General features: G+C 69.2%; 14 protein-coding genes. 1 reads left to right on the top strand and 13 read right to left on the bottom strand.

Features of this window, described 5'->3' with window-relative positions:
- Positions 1 to 5 precede the first annotated feature (5 nt).
- From rpsJ to C7474_RS13115, 11 genes are all read right to left on the bottom strand, one after another.
- Positions 6 to 314: a 30S ribosomal protein S10 gene (gene rpsJ, locus C7474_RS13065; RefSeq protein ID WP_005050520.1), complete on the bottom strand. Its 309-nt coding sequence runs from the start codon at positions 312 to 314 to the stop codon at positions 6 to 8.
- A 454-nt stretch (positions 315 to 768) separates the two neighbouring features.
- Complete coding sequence (locus tag C7474_RS13070; RefSeq protein ID WP_121060533.1) at positions 769 to 1,716, bottom strand: hypothetical protein; 948 nt, start codon at positions 1,714 to 1,716, stop codon at positions 769 to 771.
- 200 nt (positions 1,717 to 1,916) lie between these two features.
- On the bottom strand, positions 1,917 to 2,132 hold the full coding sequence (locus tag C7474_RS13075) for an Rv0909 family putative TA system antitoxin (protein WP_121060535.1): 216 nt from the start codon (positions 2,130 to 2,132) through the stop codon (positions 1,917 to 1,919).
- Between the two features lie 107 nt (positions 2,133 to 2,239).
- On the bottom strand, positions 2,240 to 3,433 hold the full coding sequence (tuf, locus tag C7474_RS13080) for an elongation factor Tu (RefSeq protein ID WP_121060537.1): 1,194 nt from the start codon (positions 3,431 to 3,433) through the stop codon (positions 2,240 to 2,242).
- 151 nt (positions 3,434 to 3,584) lie between these two features.
- A complete protein-coding gene (gene fusA / locus C7474_RS13085; protein ID WP_121060540.1) occupies positions 3,585 to 5,699 on the bottom strand; it encodes an elongation factor G in 2,115 nt (704 codons plus the stop codon).
- A 90-nt stretch (positions 5,700 to 5,789) separates the two neighbouring features.
- Complete coding sequence (gene rpsG / locus C7474_RS13090) at positions 5,790 to 6,260, bottom strand: 30S ribosomal protein S7 (RefSeq protein ID WP_018187368.1); 471 nt, start codon at positions 6,258 to 6,260, stop codon at positions 5,790 to 5,792.
- A 5-nt stretch (positions 6,261 to 6,265) separates the two neighbouring features.
- Complete coding sequence (rpsL, locus tag C7474_RS13095; RefSeq protein WP_018187369.1) at positions 6,266 to 6,634, bottom strand: 30S ribosomal protein S12; 369 nt, start codon at positions 6,632 to 6,634, stop codon at positions 6,266 to 6,268.
- 255 nt (positions 6,635 to 6,889) lie between these two features.
- Complete coding sequence (locus C7474_RS13100; protein ID WP_241965242.1) at positions 6,890 to 8,437, bottom strand: DUF5684 domain-containing protein; 1,548 nt, start codon at positions 8,435 to 8,437, stop codon at positions 6,890 to 6,892.
- 37 nt (positions 8,438 to 8,474) lie between these two features.
- Positions 8,475 to 9,140: a spermidine/putrescine ABC transporter substrate-binding protein gene (locus C7474_RS13105; protein WP_121060542.1), complete on the bottom strand. Its 666-nt coding sequence runs from the start codon at positions 9,138 to 9,140 to the stop codon at positions 8,475 to 8,477.
- A 57-nt stretch (positions 9,141 to 9,197) separates the two neighbouring features.
- Complete coding sequence (locus tag C7474_RS13110; RefSeq protein ID WP_241965243.1) at positions 9,198 to 9,650, bottom strand: DUF6121 family protein; 453 nt, start codon at positions 9,648 to 9,650, stop codon at positions 9,198 to 9,200.
- Positions 9,651 to 9,681: 31 nt separating this feature from the next.
- Positions 9,682 to 10,680, bottom strand: a complete 999-nt coding sequence (locus tag C7474_RS13115; RefSeq protein WP_121060546.1) for an ABC transporter — start codon at positions 10,678 to 10,680, stop codon at positions 9,682 to 9,684.
- 126 nt (positions 10,681 to 10,806) lie between these two features.
- Here C7474_RS13115 and C7474_RS13120 point away from each other — a divergent pair, with 126 nt between their 5' ends.
- Positions 10,807 to 11,442: a hypothetical protein gene (locus C7474_RS13120; protein ID WP_121060548.1), complete on the top strand. Its 636-nt coding sequence runs from the start codon at positions 10,807 to 10,809 to the stop codon at positions 11,440 to 11,442.
- Positions 11,443 to 11,475: 33 nt separating this feature from the next.
- Here the strand turns inward: C7474_RS13120 and C7474_RS13125 are convergent, their stop codons facing one another.
- Together C7474_RS13125 and C7474_RS13130 are read right to left on the bottom strand one after the other, a co-directional pair.
- Positions 11,476 to 12,069 (bottom strand): hypothetical protein, encoded by a 594-nt coding sequence (locus C7474_RS13125; protein WP_121060550.1) that lies wholly within the window; start codon positions 12,067 to 12,069, stop codon positions 11,476 to 11,478.
- A gap of 148 nt (positions 12,070 to 12,217) precedes the next feature.
- A complete protein-coding gene (locus tag C7474_RS13130; RefSeq protein WP_121060552.1) occupies positions 12,218 to 16,087 on the bottom strand; it encodes a DNA-directed RNA polymerase subunit beta' in 3,870 nt (1,289 codons plus the stop codon).
- Positions 16,088 to 16,090: the final 3 nt, after the last annotated feature.

Below are 16,090 nucleotides of genomic sequence, written 5' to 3' on the forward strand. Positions count from 1 at the left end.
GAACCTCAGAGCTTGATCTCGATGTTGACATCGGCCGGGAGGTCGAGGCGCATCAGCGAGTCGACGGCCTTGGGCGTCGGGTCGATGATGTCGATGAGGCGCTTGTGGGTGCGCATCTCGAAGTGCTCGCGGCTGTCCTTGTACTTGTGGGGCGACCGGATGACGCACACGACGTTCTTCTCGGTCGGAAGCGGCACGGGGCCGACGACGGTCGCGCCCGCACGGGTCACGGTGTCGACGATCTTCCGGGCCGACGTGTCGATGACCTCGTGGTCGTACGACTTCAGGCGAATGCGGATCTTCTGTCCCGCCATTGTCTGCTCACTCTCTTTCTCGCGTCATACCTCTGGGGCATCGGACGCACATGGCGCGGTTGCGCCGGGCACTTCACCTCGCGGTTGCGAGGGATGCTGCACCGCTGTTCTCGTGTCAATCCCGCCGTTCCGCACGCGTGCGGAACCCGTTTCCGGGTGTCGGTGGGGTTTTCGTTCTGCTGCCCGCGGCCTAGGACCCTGCGCTGATGCGCCGCCTATGCACTGCCCTGGCAGTGATCCCGCTGCGCGCTTTCGCGCACGCAGGAATGTGGAACCTGACTAGTCTACGTGCAGCCCGGGCGTGTCGCAAACCCGGGCGTGTCGCGCTGGGTGTATTGCCAGCCAGCACGCCGAGCTCGCCGCTTCCCCGCCGAGATCGCCGGTTCCGGCGCGAGTTCGCCGGCGAACTCGGGAACGAGGCGGCGAACTCGGCGGCGACGCGGCGAACTCGCGATCAGCGGTGGAACGCGATCGCCTCCGCGAGCGCGGCGAAGGCGGACGACGACACGACGTGCGCCCACTGCACTCGGTCGCATCGCCATCCCGTCGCCCGTTCGGCGGCCGCCTGTCGGCCGGCCTGCGCGAGTCGCACCTCGTCCGATGTGCGTCCGGCGAGCATCGTGGCGTCGGTGTACTTGATGCCGCCGTCGAACTCGAGCCACCGGCGCCGCTCGGGAAAGGCCAGGTCGAGGAGGGCGTACCGGCCCCCACCGAGCTCGACCCGGTGCTGCAGTGACGGCGCGGGGAGACTCGCCTGCCAGATCCGCAGCCTCAGGAGCGACTCACCCGGCAACTGCGCACGCCCGTCGGCGAACTCGACCACGAACCGCGCCTGCCGGATGCCGCGCGCTCCGGTGTGAGCGGAGATGCGCATCCTGATCCTGTCGCGAAAGTGCTCGGCCGCGGACTCGTCGTAGGTGTTGTCATCCTCGTTCCACGCCACCCGCCGGAGAGCAGCGTCGAACGCGACCACCGCGGCCTCGAGCGAACCGAGACGGATCACGTCGTACACCGTGCGCTCGATGTTCGTGGCGCGCACGCCGTCGAGCACTGAGACGTCATCGTCCGGCAGCGGGCTGTGATGACGGCGTACGTCGCCGGCGTTGTGACGGGTGCATGAACCGCCGACGATGAGGTCGATGCGATCGTCGAGCCCGAACACCGGAAGTCCGTGCAGAGCGAGGGCCGCGGCCCCGGCGAACGCGTCGCGATCCGTCGCGAGCCGCCGCGCGACGACCTCGATGCGCGTACGCAGTCGCGATCCGATGAACAGGCGGTCCCACTCCTCCTCGAGGACGAGAGCCCCGCGTCCGATGCTCACCGTCTCGGCGCGATCGAGTCCGGTCAACGGCAGCGGGCGCTCAGCGGTGAAGGTCAGCGAGGCGGCGGGTCGGTGCGGCATGCGTCGAGCATGCGGCATCCGCCGGGGGCTCGGATCCCTCGGTACTCGTTTTGGGGATGGCGAGCGACTCGATTCGACCGGGGGAGGAACATCTCCTCGCACTCGTACAGCGCCGAGTTCGCCGGTTCCGCAGCGAGATCGCCGGCGAGCTCGGCGGGAGACCGGCGAACTCGGCAGCGGACCGGCGAACTCGGGGAGGGCTACTCGTTGCCGATCTTCGAGTCGATCGTGCTGCGGACGTTGTCGACATGTTCGTCGACCGCATCCGGGGCGATCTTCTTGACGAAGTCGGCGGCGGCGTCGAGCACGCTGTCGCTGACCCCCTCGGCCTGCTCGGACTTCAACGTCTCGTCGATCTTGTCCTTGTTCTGCTCCAGGAACTGCTTGGCCTGGTTCACCACGTCGTCGACACCCATGATGGGATCCCCCTTCGGATCGGTTGCCCGACCATCATGGCAACGCCGCCGGGCACGCGAAAGGGGCCGGGCCCGAAGGCCCGACCCCTTTCGGTGAGTCCGGAGACTTACTTGTTGATCTTGGTGACGGTACCGGCACCGACGGTGCGGCCACCCTCACGGATCGCGAAGCCGAGGCCCTCTTCCATGGCGATCGGCTGGATGAGCTCGACCGACATCTCGGTGGTGTCACCGGGCATAACCATCTCGGTGCCCTCGGGCAGCGTGATGACGCCGGTCACGTCCGTGGTGCGGAAGTAGAACTGCGGGCGGTAGTTCGTGAAGAACGGGTTGTGGCGGCCGCCCTCCTCCTTGGACAGGATGTACGCCTGGCCCTCGAAGTTGGTGTGCGGGGTGACCGAACCGGGCTTCACGACGACCTGGCCGCGCTCGACGTCGTCACGCTTGGTGCCGCGCAGGAGCAGACCACAGTTCTCGCCGGCCCAGGCCTCGTCGAGCTGCTTGTGGAACATCTCGATACCCGTGACCGTGGTCTTCTGCGTCGGGCGGATGCCGACGATCTCGACCTCGGAGTTGATCGCGAGGGTACCGCGCTCGGCGCGGCCCGTGACGACCGTGCCACGACCGGTGATCGTGAAGACGTCCTCGATGGGCATGAGGAACGGCTTGTCCTTGTCGCGCACCGGGTCGGGGATCGACTCGTCGACGGCGTCCATGAGCTCGACGATCTTCTCGACCCACTCGGGGTCGCCCTCGAGAGCCTTCAGGCCCGAGACGCGCACGACGGGGGCGTTGTCGCCGTCGAAGTCCTGCGACGACAGCAGCTCGCGAACCTCGAGCTCGACGAGCTCCAGGATCTCCTCGTCGTCGACCATGTCCGACTTGTTCAGCGCGACGAGCAGGTAGGGCACGCCGACCTGCTTGGCGAGCAGCACGTGCTCACGCGTCTGAGCCATCGGGCCGTCGGTGGCGGCGACCACGAGGATCGCGCCGTCCATCTGAGCGGCACCGGTGATCATGTTCTTGATGTAGTCGGCGTGACCCGGGGCGTCGACGTGGGCGTAGTGACGCTTCGGGGTCTCGTACTCGACGTGCGAGATGTTGATCGTGATGCCGCGCTGACGCTCCTCGGGAGCGGAGTCGATCGACGCGAAGTCGCGCTGCACGTTGGTCGCGGACGGGTACTTGTCGGCGAGCACCTTCGAGATCGCGGCAGTCAGCGTCGTCTTGCCGTGGTCGACGTGACCGATCGTTCCGATGTTGACGTGCGGCTTGGTCCGCTCGAACTTGGCCTTGGCCACTGGGTCCTCCTCAGGACTTTCTTCGTGTAGAGGTTCCGGGCGCTGGATTGCGACCGGTGCTCTACGGGGATGGGGGTCAGTCTAAACGACTGGGTCTGTATTCAGTTTGAGAACGGATGCCGGGGGCCGGACCCCCGGCATCCGAAGCGGGTTACTCGCCCTTGTTCTTCTGGACGATCTCGTCGGCCACGGCGCGCGGGACCTCGGAGTAGGAGTCGAACTCCATCGCGTACACGGCGCGGCCCGACGTCTTCGAACGCAGGTCGCCGATGTAGCCGAACATCTCGGAGAGCGGGACGAGGGCGCGGACGATCTTGATGCCCGAGCCGTCCTCCATCGACTGGATCTGGCCACGACGCGAGTTCAGGTCGCCGATGACGTCGCCCATGTACTCCTCGGGAGTACGCACCTCGACGGCCATGAGCGGCTCGAGGATGACGGGGTTCGCCTTGCGGACGGCCTCCTTGAAGCCCATCGAGCCGGCGATCTTGAACGCCATCTCGGACGAGTCGACGTCGTGCGACGCGCCGTCGAGCAGGATCGCCTTGACACCCACCATGGGGTAGCCGGCGAGCACGCCGACGTTCATGGCGTCCTGGAAGCCCTGGTTGGTCGGCTCGATGTACTCGCGCGGGATGCGGCCACCGGTGACCTTGTTCTCGAACTCGTACGTCTTGTCGGCCGTGACCTCGAGCGGCTCGAGCGCGAACTGGATCTTCGCGAACTGGCCCGAACCACCGGTCTGCTTCTTGTGGGTGTAGTCGTGACGCTCGACGACCTTGCGGATCGTCTCGCGGTACGCCACCTGCGGCTTGCCGACGTTCGCCTCGACGCGGAATTCGCGCTTCATGCGGTCGACGAGGATGTCGAGGTGCAGCTCGCCCATGCCCTTGATGACCGTCTGGCCGGTCTCCGGGTTGAGCTCGGTGCGGAAGGTCGGGTCCTCTTCGGCGAGCTTCTGGATCGCGACGCCGAGCTTCTCCTGGTCGGCTTTGGTCTTCGGCTCGATGGCGACCTCGATGACGGGCTCCGGGAAGGTCATCGACTCGAGGACGACGGGCGCGTTCGGGTCGGCGAGGGTGTCACCGGTGGTGGTGTCCTTCAGGCCGATGACCGCGTAGATGTTGCCCGCGGTGACCGAGTCGACCGGGTTCTCCTTGTTGGCGTGCATCTGGAAGATCTTGCCGATGCGCTCCTTCTTGCCCTTGGTCGAGTTGATGACCTGGGCACCGGAGTCGAGGTGACCGGAGTAGACGCGGATGTAGGTGAGGCGACCGAAGAACGGGTGCACCGCGACCTTGAACGCCAGCGCCGCGAACGGGTCGTTCGCGTCGGGGTGACGCTCGATGACCTTCTCCTCGTCCTTCGGGTCGTGCGCCTCGATGGCGGGCACGTCGAGGGGCGACGGGAGGAAGTCGATGACGGCGTCGAGCATGGGCTGCACGCCGCGGTTCTTGAACGCGGAGCCGCAGAGCACGGGGTAGAGCTCGCCGGCGACGGTCATCTTGCGGATGGCGCCCTTGATCTCGGCGATCGTGAGCTCCTCACCGCCGAAGTACTTCTCGAGCAGCGCCTCGTCGGACTCGGCGACCGTCTCGAGCAGCTTCTCGCGGTACTCGGCGGCGCGGTCGGCGAGGTCGGCCGGGATCTCCTGGATCTCGTACTTGGCACCCATGGTCACGTCGCCCTTGGCGTCGCCGGGCCACACCAGGGCGCGCATCTCGACGAGGTCGATGACGCCGACGAAGTCGTTCTCGGCACCGATGGGCAGCTGCAGCACGAGCGGGCGCGCACCGAGGCGGTTCACGATGGTGTCGACGGTGAAGTAGAAGTCCGCGCCGAGCTTGTCCATCTTGTTGACGAAGCAGATGCGGGGGACGTCGTACTTGTCGGCCTGACGCCAGACGGTCTCGGACTGGGGCTCGACGCCCTCCTTGCCGTCGAAGACGGCGACGGCACCGTCGAGCACGCGGAGCGAGCGCTCCACCTCGACCGTGAAGTCGACGTGTCCGGGGGTGTCGATGATGTTGATCTGGTTCTTGTTCCAGAAGCAGGTGACGGCGGCAGACGTGATCGTGATGCCGCGCTCCTTCTCCTGCTCCATCCAGTCGGTCGTCGAGGCGCCGTCGTGGGTCTCGCCCAGCTTGTGGTTGACACCCGTGTAGAACAGGATGCGCTCGGTCGTCGTCGTCTTGCCGGCATCGATGTGCGCCATGATGCCGATGTTGCGGACCTTGTTGAGGTCGGTGAGCACTTCTTGTGCCACGGGGTGTCCTTACTTGTGGTGTTGGGCGGCGGGATACGCGGCCGCGCGACTACTCCGGTGATCGAGTAGCGGCGCAGCCGCGTATCGAAATCACCAGCGGTAGTGCGCGAAGGCGCGGTTCGACTCGGCCATCTTGTGGGTGTCTTCGCGGCGCTTGACCGCGGCACCCAGGCCGTTCGAGGCGTCGAGGATCTCGTTCTGCAGACGCTCGGTCATCGTCTTCTCACGACGACCCTTCGCGTAGGAGACGAGCCAGCGCAGCGCGAGCGTGTTCGCGCGGTGCGGCTTGACCTCGACGGGCACCTGGTAGGTCGAGCCGCCGACGCGGCGGGACTTGACCTCGAGGGTCGGACGGACGTTGTCGAGCGCCTTCTTGAGCGTCGCCACGGCGTCCTGGCCGTTCTTGGCCTCGACACCCTTGAGGGCGTTGTAGACGATGGCCTCGGCGATCGACTTCTTGCCGTCGACGAGGATCTTGTTCACCAGCTGGGTGACGATCGGAGCACCGTAGACCGGGTCGTTGACGACGACGCGGCGGGGTGCGGGTCCCTTGCGAGGCATCTGACTCAGCCCTTCTTGGCGCCGTAGCGGCTACGGGCCTGCTTGCGGTTCTTGACGGCCTGGGTGTCCAGGGCGCCGCGAACGATCTTGTAGCGGACACCGGGGAGGTCCTTGACACGGCCTCCACGGACGAGCACCAGCGAGTGCTCCTGCAGGTTGTGGCCCTCGCCGGGGATGTAGGCCGTGACCTCGGTGCCGTTGCGGAGCTTCACACGGGCGACCTTGCGCATCGCCGAGTTCGGCTTCTTGGGCGTGGTCGTGTAGACGCGGGTGCAGACACCCGCCTGCTGCGGGTTCGCCTTCAGGGCGGGCGCCTTGGTCTTGGTGACCTTCGGCGAGCGACCCTTGCGAACCAACTGCTGAATGGTTGGCACGTTCTCTCCTTGTTGTGCTGCACGGTGACAGCGATGGTGTTTTCACCACAGATCCACCGGCACGGCTGTTCGCCGGGCTTTCAGGTGGTGGATATGCCGTGGGGGTGCCCTGTTCGCAGGACCTTCCCTGAGGTGCGACCGCCCGTCCCGTCCCGCACCGAGGCACGACACAGGGCGCGCGTGTACGCACACCCGATCAATGATACGCGGGATTACGGATGCCGGTCAAACGCGCACGGATGCCGCCCGCGCGGCTCACTCGTGCTGCAGCCGGAACTCTTCGTCGCCGAGGAAGAAGCGCTCCCCCGCGGCGAGTTCGGTGCCGGGCTCGATCTCCACTTCGTCGCCCATCAGGGTGCGCACGAGCACGCCGTTGGTGGAGCCGAGGTCGGTGATGAGCCACTTCTCGCCCCGCAGCTCGATGCGCGCGTGCGTCTTCGAGACGGTGCGGGCGAGGTCTTCGACCACGACGAGCTGGGCGGCGGGGAACGACGGGTCTGCGGAGGGCCGGCGTCCGAGGATCACGACGTCTCCGGAGAGGGCGACGGGCGACCCGGCCGACGGGACGAGCTGCCACGTCGGGAGCTTGCGGCGCACCATGATCGTGCGGTCGACGTCGTCCTCGTCGGGGTGCGCGCGCTCCTCGGCGCGCCGCTGCTGGGCCGACACCGCGCCGAGCGCGGAGCGCGGTGCGCCGGCAGCCGGGGAGCCGACGACGGCCGACACCTCGCCGGACAGCTCCGGGAAGGCGTCGGGATCGGGCGCCGTCCAGCGGGCGCGCGTCGCGGCGCGCGAGGCCGGCGGCTCGGAGACGGGTGCCGGGGCAGGCTCCGCCGCGACGGGCTCCGGGTCGGGGACGGACACGGGCGGCACGGCCGGCATCCGTGCGACGTCGTCGGAGGCGGTCGAGCGGCGACCGGGCACGAAGGAGATGACCTCGTCGTCCTCCGACACCGGGGGCGAGACGTGCCGCGCTCCGGGGACGGCGGCGGAGCTCGGCGGGAACGGCGACGGCGAGATCGCCGAGACGTCGTCGACTTCGGAGGGCCAGCCGTCGTCGGCGGCCGGCTCGGGCCAGCCGTCGTCGTCGGACTCCCCCGCGTCGGATGCCGCGGCGATCGGCGCCGGCGCGGCGGGCGGAACGCTTTCGGCGGGGACGCTGGGGGCGGCGGGGGACGCGGCGCCGCCGGGCGGAGCCCAGGCCTGCGGCACGGTCGAGACGGGCCCGGTGCCCGCGGTACGGCCGACGATCGGGGCGTCGGGTTCCGGTGCGGCGGGAGCGGGGGCGACCCGCGGCGCAAAGGATGCCGCCACGGCCGGGGCGAGCACGGGTTCGGTGCCGGGGGCACCGTCGGCGGGCGCAGGGCGACGGGCGGGACCCGGCGGCGTCTCGCCGAGGGTGGCGGGGCGTGCACCGCGCCACGGGGCGGGACCGAAGCCGAGGATCGATGCCCAGACGACGAACAGCAGCGCGGCGAGCACCGTCATCCCGGCGCCGTAGCCGTACCCCGGGTTGATGCGGTGCGCCGAGATCACCAGCAGCACCCAGACCACGAGGGGACCCACGACCGGAACGAGCACGAGCAGCACGAGCCACGGGTTGTGCCCGCCCCACCGCAGCACCGTGGCGAGGTTCAGGATCGGGACCCAGCCCTTCCACGTCTCCTCGCCCATCTTGCGGAACATGGCGCCGAGGGCCAGCGCGGTCCAGACGTACAGGGCGACGCCGATCACCGTCGACAGCACGCCGGTGACGATCAGGAGCGAGCCGTCGACGGAGGCGGTCATGACGGACAGGGTCATGCTCTCCACCCTAGGGCCCCGGGCGCGCGCGGCTCCGTCACAGCTCGGGAAGGCCCGGCTCGGCGTTCGGATCGAACGGCGCATCGAGCGACCGCGTCAGCTCGTCGAGCATCGCGGAGATCTGCGGCTCGACGTACTGCGCGACGGCGGCCTGGATGCGCAGACGGTGGCGCAGCAGCACCGCGCACACCTCCCGACCGACGAGGTTCGCGTAGTCGTCGGCGAGACCGACCTCCTGCCGCAGCGCCGCCTTGGCCTCGTCGCTGAGCGGCGGCAGGGCGGGCACCCCGGCATCCGCTTCGTCGGCGAGGCCGGCGACGGTGAACAGGAACGGCGCGCCCGGGATCGGATCCGGGTCCAGCGGCAGTCCCTCGAATTCGGGTTCGAGCCCCTCGGCCGGCCGGTAACTGCGGGCGCGGTTGCGGGCGGCCTGCTGGTCGAGTTCGGCCTGCAGCATCGGCAGGTTGTCGGAGGTGTACTCGGCGACGGCGTGGTCGACGAGCGTCTTGATCCGGATCGACAGACCGTGCTGCACCCCGTGCGGCACGTCGGATCCGAGTCCGGCCGCCGAGAGCACGGGCGAACCGAGGCAGCGACGGCACGGGGCGACGCGGCCGCGATGGGTCGCCGGCTCCCACCGGGGCAGCCAGCGCAGCCAGGCGTCGACGGCCTGGCTCACCTGCGTCTCGAGCGAGCGCTCCACAACGACCATTGTTCCCGGTCCCCCGGCGTTTGCGGTGGATTTCCGGGTCGGCGGGCGTCATTCCTCGTCGTCGTGCTCCCACGGCCACTGCGGCCGGCGCGCCCGCGTGCGCACGAGGGCGACTCCGCCCCACCCCCCGACGAGTGCCGCTGCGGCAAGCAGCAGCGCGAACCACGAGCCCGCGAAGCCCGCGGCGACGCCGACGGCGCGGGCCGGATCGGCACCCTGCACGAGCGCGCCGACGAGCAGTCCGAGCAGGTAACCGGCGAGGACGGCGACGATCACGCCGATCACCCCGACGTACGACGGCCGGGCCCGGCGCAGCACTCCCCACAGCGTCACGGTGAACCCGGCGACGGCGAGGATCGTGCCGAGGATGCCGGGCAGCTGGCCGAGCTCGGGCGCGTCGACGACCTCGGCGCCGCTCATGAGGCTCAGGATGCCGAACCCCGCGATCAGCAGAGCGAAGAAGCCGACGGCCGCGAAGGCGAGTGCCACCGGTGGTGACACGCCCCCGCGACCGTCGGTCGACATCGGAAACTCAGACGCGGTGCAGCTGCGGCCCCGCCTCGAGGGTGCGCTCGTACTCGCGGCGCGCTTCGACGTTGAGCTCGGTGACGCGCTTGCCGCGCGCGGCGGCCCAGGCGCCGAACCAGATCGTGATCTCGCGGCCCAGCACGAAGGCGACGATCGCGAGCGGTGCGAACAGCTGACCCTCGACGAGCTCGGCGCCCTGGCGCGCGGTGAGCGTCCAGAACTGCGCCTGGAAGAGCTGGCCGAGCAGGTGCCCGCCGTAGGCGGCGAGTCCGACGAGCAGTCCGAAGATCACCCAAGCGCCCCAACGGCCGCGGTTGATGATCGCGCCCAGCAGCCAGAAGGCGAGGAAGAAGACGGCCACCGGCACCCAGAACCACCACGACGTGAGCGCCGAGACGGCCTCGGTGGCGAGGTTCGTCGCGGTCACGTCGCCGTCGACGACGCGGATCACGAGGGCGGCGATGAGATAGAGCACGCCGAACGACAGTGCCGCGAGCAGGCCGATCGCGCCGACCGCGCCGCGGTTGCCGCGGGGGCGCGGCGCTTCGGGCGCCTGCACGAAGATCGGCTGCGGGGCCGCCGGGGCGACGACGGTGGGCTCGCTCGCGGTGACGGCGGTGGCGCCGGCAGCGCCCGCCAGGCCCGCGCCCGCACCGTAGATGGCGGGGTCGAGGTCGCCCGCCGTGCCGGCGTAGGCGGCCTCGGCGGTGTGCGACGGCTCGTAGACGGCGGTGGGCTCGGACTCCACGCGCGGCGCGGCGACCGGCGCCGCGACGGTCTCGGCATCCGCGACGGGGCTCTCCACCACGCGCTCCTCGACGACGCGCTCCTCGACGACGACCGGCTCGGCCGGCTCGACGGTCTCGGGGGTGACGGCCTCGCGCGAGGCGGCCTCGGCGTCGGCCAGGCCCGCGTTCGCGCTGCTGACGACGTCCGCGACGTCGGTGGACGCGTCGGTGGAGGTGGTCTCCTCGACGGGCTCGCCGTTCTTGTGGTCGCTCATGGCGGGTGCTCCTCACGCGGGGCGCACGCCACCGCATGCCGAGCGTAACGCCGGGCCGCCCTCTCTCCCGGGAGGCATGCCGACGTGTCACCGGGCCGATCGCGATCCCGTGCCTATCGTGGAGGGATGACCCGCCCGCGCCCGTCTCTCCGCATCCGTCGCCGCCGTGCGCACCTGGTCGCCGCCGTCCTGCTCGGCGCGGGCCTGGCCGTTGGAGCGACGGCCTGCGCGCCCGAGGCGGCGCCGACCTCGTCGCAGAGCCCGTCGGCAGCGGTCACCGTCTCACCGTCGACCGCCGCTGCGGCGCCGGAGCTGCTGCCGTTCCCGACCGGCCCGTCGACGTCGACCACCGCACTGCCGAACGACTGCAAGGCGATCCTGACCGCATCCGTGCTCACCGCCCTCGACGGAGTGCCTCTGAACGCGACTGGGATGGGCGGCGGCATCCGCCCCGACAGCAGCCGCGTATGCGTCTGGGGCGAGCCCGGCTCGATCGGCACCTGGCTGGCGACCGTCATCGGCTACTCCCCCGACCGCGAGGCCCGCGACGCGCTCTACGCCCTCGGGAACGAGGGGTACACCTGCTACGAGCCGAAGGGCGGTGTCCGCTGCGAGAAGACGTGGCAGCATCCGTCGCTGCCCGTCGAGCAGGGGCGCACCCTTTTCTACCGCGACGGGGTGATCGTCGACACCCAGTACTCGAACCTGGCACCGAAGGGATACACCGACGCCGTCATCACGGCCCTGTGGCCCACAGGCTGACGCCGGGGGCCCACCGGGCTGCGACGCGGGGCCTCAGCCCGCCCAGACCCGGTCGGCGACCCGCGACTGGTACTCCACCGGCGCCCACGTGGTGCGCACCGTCGAGACCCACAGGCCCTCGCCGGTCTCGATCGTGTCGGTCGTCTCACCCTCGGTACGGGTGCACGTGACCCGCGTGCCCGACTCGCTGCAGCCGTAGCCCGCGGTCGTGAGCGCCGTCGCGGCGATGGCACCGGCATCCGCCGGCACATGGGCGACGGTCGTCGAGATGGCGCCGTCGTCACTGGTCCAATCGCACGTGAACATGACCTGCGGCTGCAGGGCGGCCACGAGGTCGACGGCGGCCGTGCGCGGCGGCTCGGTCGACGGGCTCATCACGGCGCCAGGCGTCCACACGAGCGAGGCCCACAGCGCGTTGTCGTAGAGGTCACGGCAGTCGACGAGGCCGACCGGCCCGTCCGCGGATGCCGAATCCGACGGCGCGGGACGGGCGACGGAATCGTTCATCCACGCGAGGGAAGGCTGCACGAGCGGCCAGGCGATGACCCCCAGCGCGGCGACGACGCCCAGGCAGACGATGCCGACGATCCACGCGAACGCCGCGTTCCTGCCGCCGACCCGAGCCATGCCTCCACGCTACGTGGTGGCCCCGCGACGGCCGGTCGCGACACCCGCGCCGAGACCGAAACGAGACGCCGGGAACGCCGGAGGCCCCGGGTCGCTGCGTGGAGCAGGACCCGGGGCCTCCGGTCGATCGGTCGAGGAGATCTCGACGTCAGTTGTACGACGTGAAGTCGTCGGTGGTGAAGCTGTCGAAGTCGACGTAGCTCAGGTCGGCGTCGCTGTAGGCGCCGTCCGAGGCGAAGATGCGGTTGGGGTACCGCTCGCTCTTGGCCTCCTCCGTCGCCTCGACCGTGACGTTGCGGTACTTCGCAAGACCGGTTCCGGCGGGGATGAGCTTTCCGATGATGACGTTCTCCTTGAGGCCGACGAGCGGGTCGCTCTTGCCCTCCATGGCCGCCTGCGTCAGGACGCGGGTGGTCTCCTGGAACGACGCGGCCGACAGCCACGACTCCGTCGCGAGCGACGCCTTCGTGATACCCATCAGCTCGGGACGACCCGACGCGGGGCGCTTCCCCTCGACCACCGCGGAGCGGTTGATCTCCTGGTAGCGCTTGAAGTCCACCAGCTCACCGGGCAGCAGGTCGGTGTCGCCGTGGTCGACGACGGTGACCTTGCGCAGCATCTGGCGCACGATGACCTCGATGTGCTTGTCGTGGATCGGCACTCCCTGCGAGCGGTACACGCCCTGCACACCGCCGACGAGGTACTTCTGCACCTCGCGGGCACCCATGACGCGCATGACCTCCTTGGGGTCGAGCGTGCCGACCTGCAGGGGCTGGCCCACCTCGACGTGCTGGCCGTCCTCGACCAGCAGCGTCGCGCGCTTGAGCACGGGGTAGACGTGCGGCTCGTCGCCGTTGTCGGGCGTCAGGATGACCTTCTTGGCCTTGTCGGTCTCGTCGATCGTGATGCGACCGGCGGCCTCCGCGATCGGCGACGCGCCCTTGGGGGTACGCGCCTCGAAGAGCTCCTGCACACGGGGCAGACCCTGCGTGATGTCGTCCGCGCCGGCGGTACCACCGGTGTGGAAGGTACGCATCGTCAGCTGGGTGCCGGGCTCACCGATCGACTGGGCCGCGATGATGCCGACGGCCTCGCCGATGTCGACGAGCTTGCCGGTCGCGAGCGAACGGCCGTAGCACTTCGCGCAGACGCCGACCGCCGAGTCGCAGGTGAGCACGGAGCGCACCTTGATGGTCTCCACACCGGCCGCGACCAGCTTGTCGATGAGCACGTCGCCCACGTCGTCGCCGGCATCCGCCAGCACGGTGCCGGCGGCGTCGACGACGTCGGCGGCCAGCGTGCGGGCGAACACCGAGTTCTCGACGTTCGCGTCGCGCACCAGCGTGCCGGTCGAGTCGGGCGCCGCGATGACGAACTCGAGACCCTTCGACGTGGCGCAGTCCTCCTCGCGGATGATGACATCCTGCGAGACGTCGACGAGACGACGCGTGAGGTAACCCGAGTCGGCGGTACGGAGGGCCGTGTCGGCCAGACCCTTGCGGGCACCGTGCGTCGCGATGAAGTACTCCGCCACCGACAGACCCTCGCGGTACGAGGAGATGATCGGACGGGGGATGATCTCACCCTTGGGGTTGTTCACCAGGCCTCGCATACCCGCGATGTTGCGGATCTGCAGCCAGTTGCCTCGGGCGCCGGAGCTCACCATGCGGTTGATGGTGTTGTCCTCGGGGAAGTTGTCCCGCATCGCCTTCTGGATCTCGTCGGTCGCCTCGGTCCAGATCTTGATGAGCTCCTGACGACGCTCGGCGTCGGTGGTGAGACCCTTCTCGAACTGACCCTGGACCTTCGCGGCCTGCTTCTCGTAGCCCGCGACGATCTCGCCCTTGTTGGGCGGGGTGAGCACGTCGCTGAGGGCGACGGTCACACCCGAGCGCGTGGCCCAGTAGAACCCGGCGTCCTTGATGCGGTCGAGCGAGGCGGCCGTCTCGGTCTTGGTGTACTCCTCGGCCAGCTTGTTGACGATCTGCGACAGCTTGCCCTTGTCGGCCTGCTCGCGCACGAACGGGTAGCCCTTGGGGAGCGTGTCGTTGAAGATCGCCTGGCCGAGCGAGGCGTCCACGAGACCGTGGCGCTCGTAGCCCTCGGGGGCTTCGCCCTCGAGGAAGGTGAGACCGGGGATGCGGATGCGGACCTTGGCCTGCAGGTCGAGGGTGCCCTCGTCCTTGGCCAGGATCGCCTCGCCGACCGAGCCGAACACGCGGCCCTCACCCGAGGCGCCCTCCTTGAGGGTCGTCAGGTGGTGCAGACCGATGATCATGTCCTGCGAGGGCAGGGTGACCGGACGGCCGTCCGAGGGCTTCAGGATGTTGTTCGACGCGAGCATGAGCACGCGGGCCTCGGCCTGGGCCTCGACCGACAGCGGCAGGTGCACGGCCATCTGGTCACCGTCGAAGTCGGCGTTGAACGCCGCGCAGACGAGCGGGTGCAGCTGGATGGCCTTGCCCTCGACGAGCTGCGGCTCGAAGGCCTGGATGCCCAGGCGGTGCAGGGTGGGGGCACGGTTGAGCAGCACCGGGCGCTCGCGGATGATCTCCTCGAGCACGTCCCAGACCTCGGGACGCGTGCGCTCGACGGCGCGCTTGGCGGCCTTGATGTTCTGCGAGTGACCGAGGTCGATGAGGCGCTTGATCACGAACGGCTTGAACAGCTCGAGGGCCATCTGCTTGGGCAGACCGCACTGGTGGAGCTTGAGCTGCGGGCCGACGATGATGACCGAACGGCCCGAGTAGTCCACGCGCTTGCCGAGCAGGTTCTGGCGGAACCGGCCCTGCTTGCCCTTGAGCATGTCGGACAGCGACTTCAGCGCACGGTTGCCGGTGCCCGTGACGGGGCGACCGCGGCGGCCGTTGTCGAACAGCGCGTCGACGGCCTCCTGCAGCATCCGCTTCTCGTTGTTGACGATGATCTCGGGGGCACCGAGGTCGATCAGGCGACGCAGGCGGTTGTTGCGGTTGATCACGCGGCGGTACAGGTCGTTGAGGTCGGAGGTCGCGAAGCGGCCACCGTCCAGCTGCACCATCGGACGCAGCTCCGGCGGGATCACCGGGACGACGTCGAGCACCATCGAGGCCGGGGTCATGCCGGTCGACAGGAAGGAGTTGACGACCTTGAGGCGCTTGATCGCACGGATCTTGCGCTGGCCCTTGCCCTCCGAGATCTGCAGGTGCAGGTTCTCGGCCTCGGCGGCCAGGTCGAACGCCTGCAGGCGACGCTGGATCGACTCCGCGCCCATGTAGGCCTCGAAGTACTGGCCGAAGCGGTCCTGCAGCTCGTGGAAGACGTCGTCCTCCTGCTTGAGCTGGCCGACCTCGAGCGTGCGGAACTCCTCCCACATGCGCTCGAGCTTGGCGATCTGCTCGTCCATGTTCTTGCGGACGGATGCCATGTCCTTCTCGGCGGCATCCTTGACCTTCTTCTTCTGGTCGGCCTTGGCGCCTTCCGCCTCGAGGGCGGCGAGCTCCTCCTCCAGCTTGGCCAGACGCGTCGCGATGCGCGCGTCACGGCGGTCGCCGAGGTTCTTGATCTCGAGGCGGAGGTTGGCCTCGTGCGTCGGGAGGTCGCGGTGACGCGCCTCCTCGTCGACCGAGATCACCATGTAGGCGGCGAAGTAGATGACCTTCTCGAGGTCCTTCGGCGCCATGTCGAGCAGGTAGCCCAGGCGCGAGGGCACGCCCTTGAAGTACCAGATGTGGGTGACGGGGGCGGCGAGCTCGATGTGGCCCATGCGCTCACGACGGACCGAGCTCTTGGTGACCTCGACGCCGCAGCGCTCGCAGACGATGCCCTTGAAGCGCACGCGCTTGTACTTGCCGCAGGCGCACTCCCAGTCACGGGAAGGGCCGAAGATCTGCTCGCCGAACAGACCGTCCTTCTCGGGCTTGAGGGTGCGGTAGTTGATGGTCTCGGGCTTCTTGACCTCGCCGTAGGACCACTTGCGGATGTCGTCGGCGGTCGCGAGGCCGATGCGAAGCTGATCGAAGGTGTGTGACTCGAGCACTAG

This window comes from Microbacterium telephonicum (genome assembly GCF_003651225.1).
GTDB lineage: Bacteria > Actinomycetota > Actinomycetes > Actinomycetales > Microbacteriaceae > Microbacterium > Microbacterium telephonicum.

Coding starts and splice junctions, on each gene's coding strand:
- rpsJ (WP_005050520.1), bottom strand. CDS start 314: ATGGCGGGACAGAAGATCCGCATTCGCCTGAAGTCGTACGACCACGAG.
- C7474_RS13070 (WP_121060533.1), bottom strand. CDS start 1,716: ATGCCGCACCGACCCGCCGCCTCGCTGACCTTCACCGCTGAGCGCCCG.
- C7474_RS13075 (WP_121060535.1), bottom strand. CDS start 2,132: ATGGGTGTCGACGACGTGGTGAACCAGGCCAAGCAGTTCCTGGAGCAG.
- rpsG (WP_018187368.1), bottom strand. CDS start 6,260: ATGCCTCGCAAGGGACCCGCACCCCGCCGCGTCGTCGTCAACGACCCG.
- C7474_RS13100 (WP_241965242.1), bottom strand. CDS start 8,437: ATGACCCTGTCCGTCATGACCGCCTCCGTCGACGGCTCGCTCCTGATC.
- C7474_RS13115 (WP_121060546.1), bottom strand. CDS start 10,680: ATGAGCGACCACAAGAACGGCGAGCCCGTCGAGGAGACCACCTCCACC.
- C7474_RS13120 (WP_121060548.1), top strand. CDS start 10,807: ATGACCCGCCCGCGCCCGTCTCTCCGCATCCGTCGCCGCCGTGCGCAC.
- C7474_RS13125 (WP_121060550.1), bottom strand. CDS start 12,069: ATGGCTCGGGTCGGCGGCAGGAACGCGGCGTTCGCGTGGATCGTCGGC.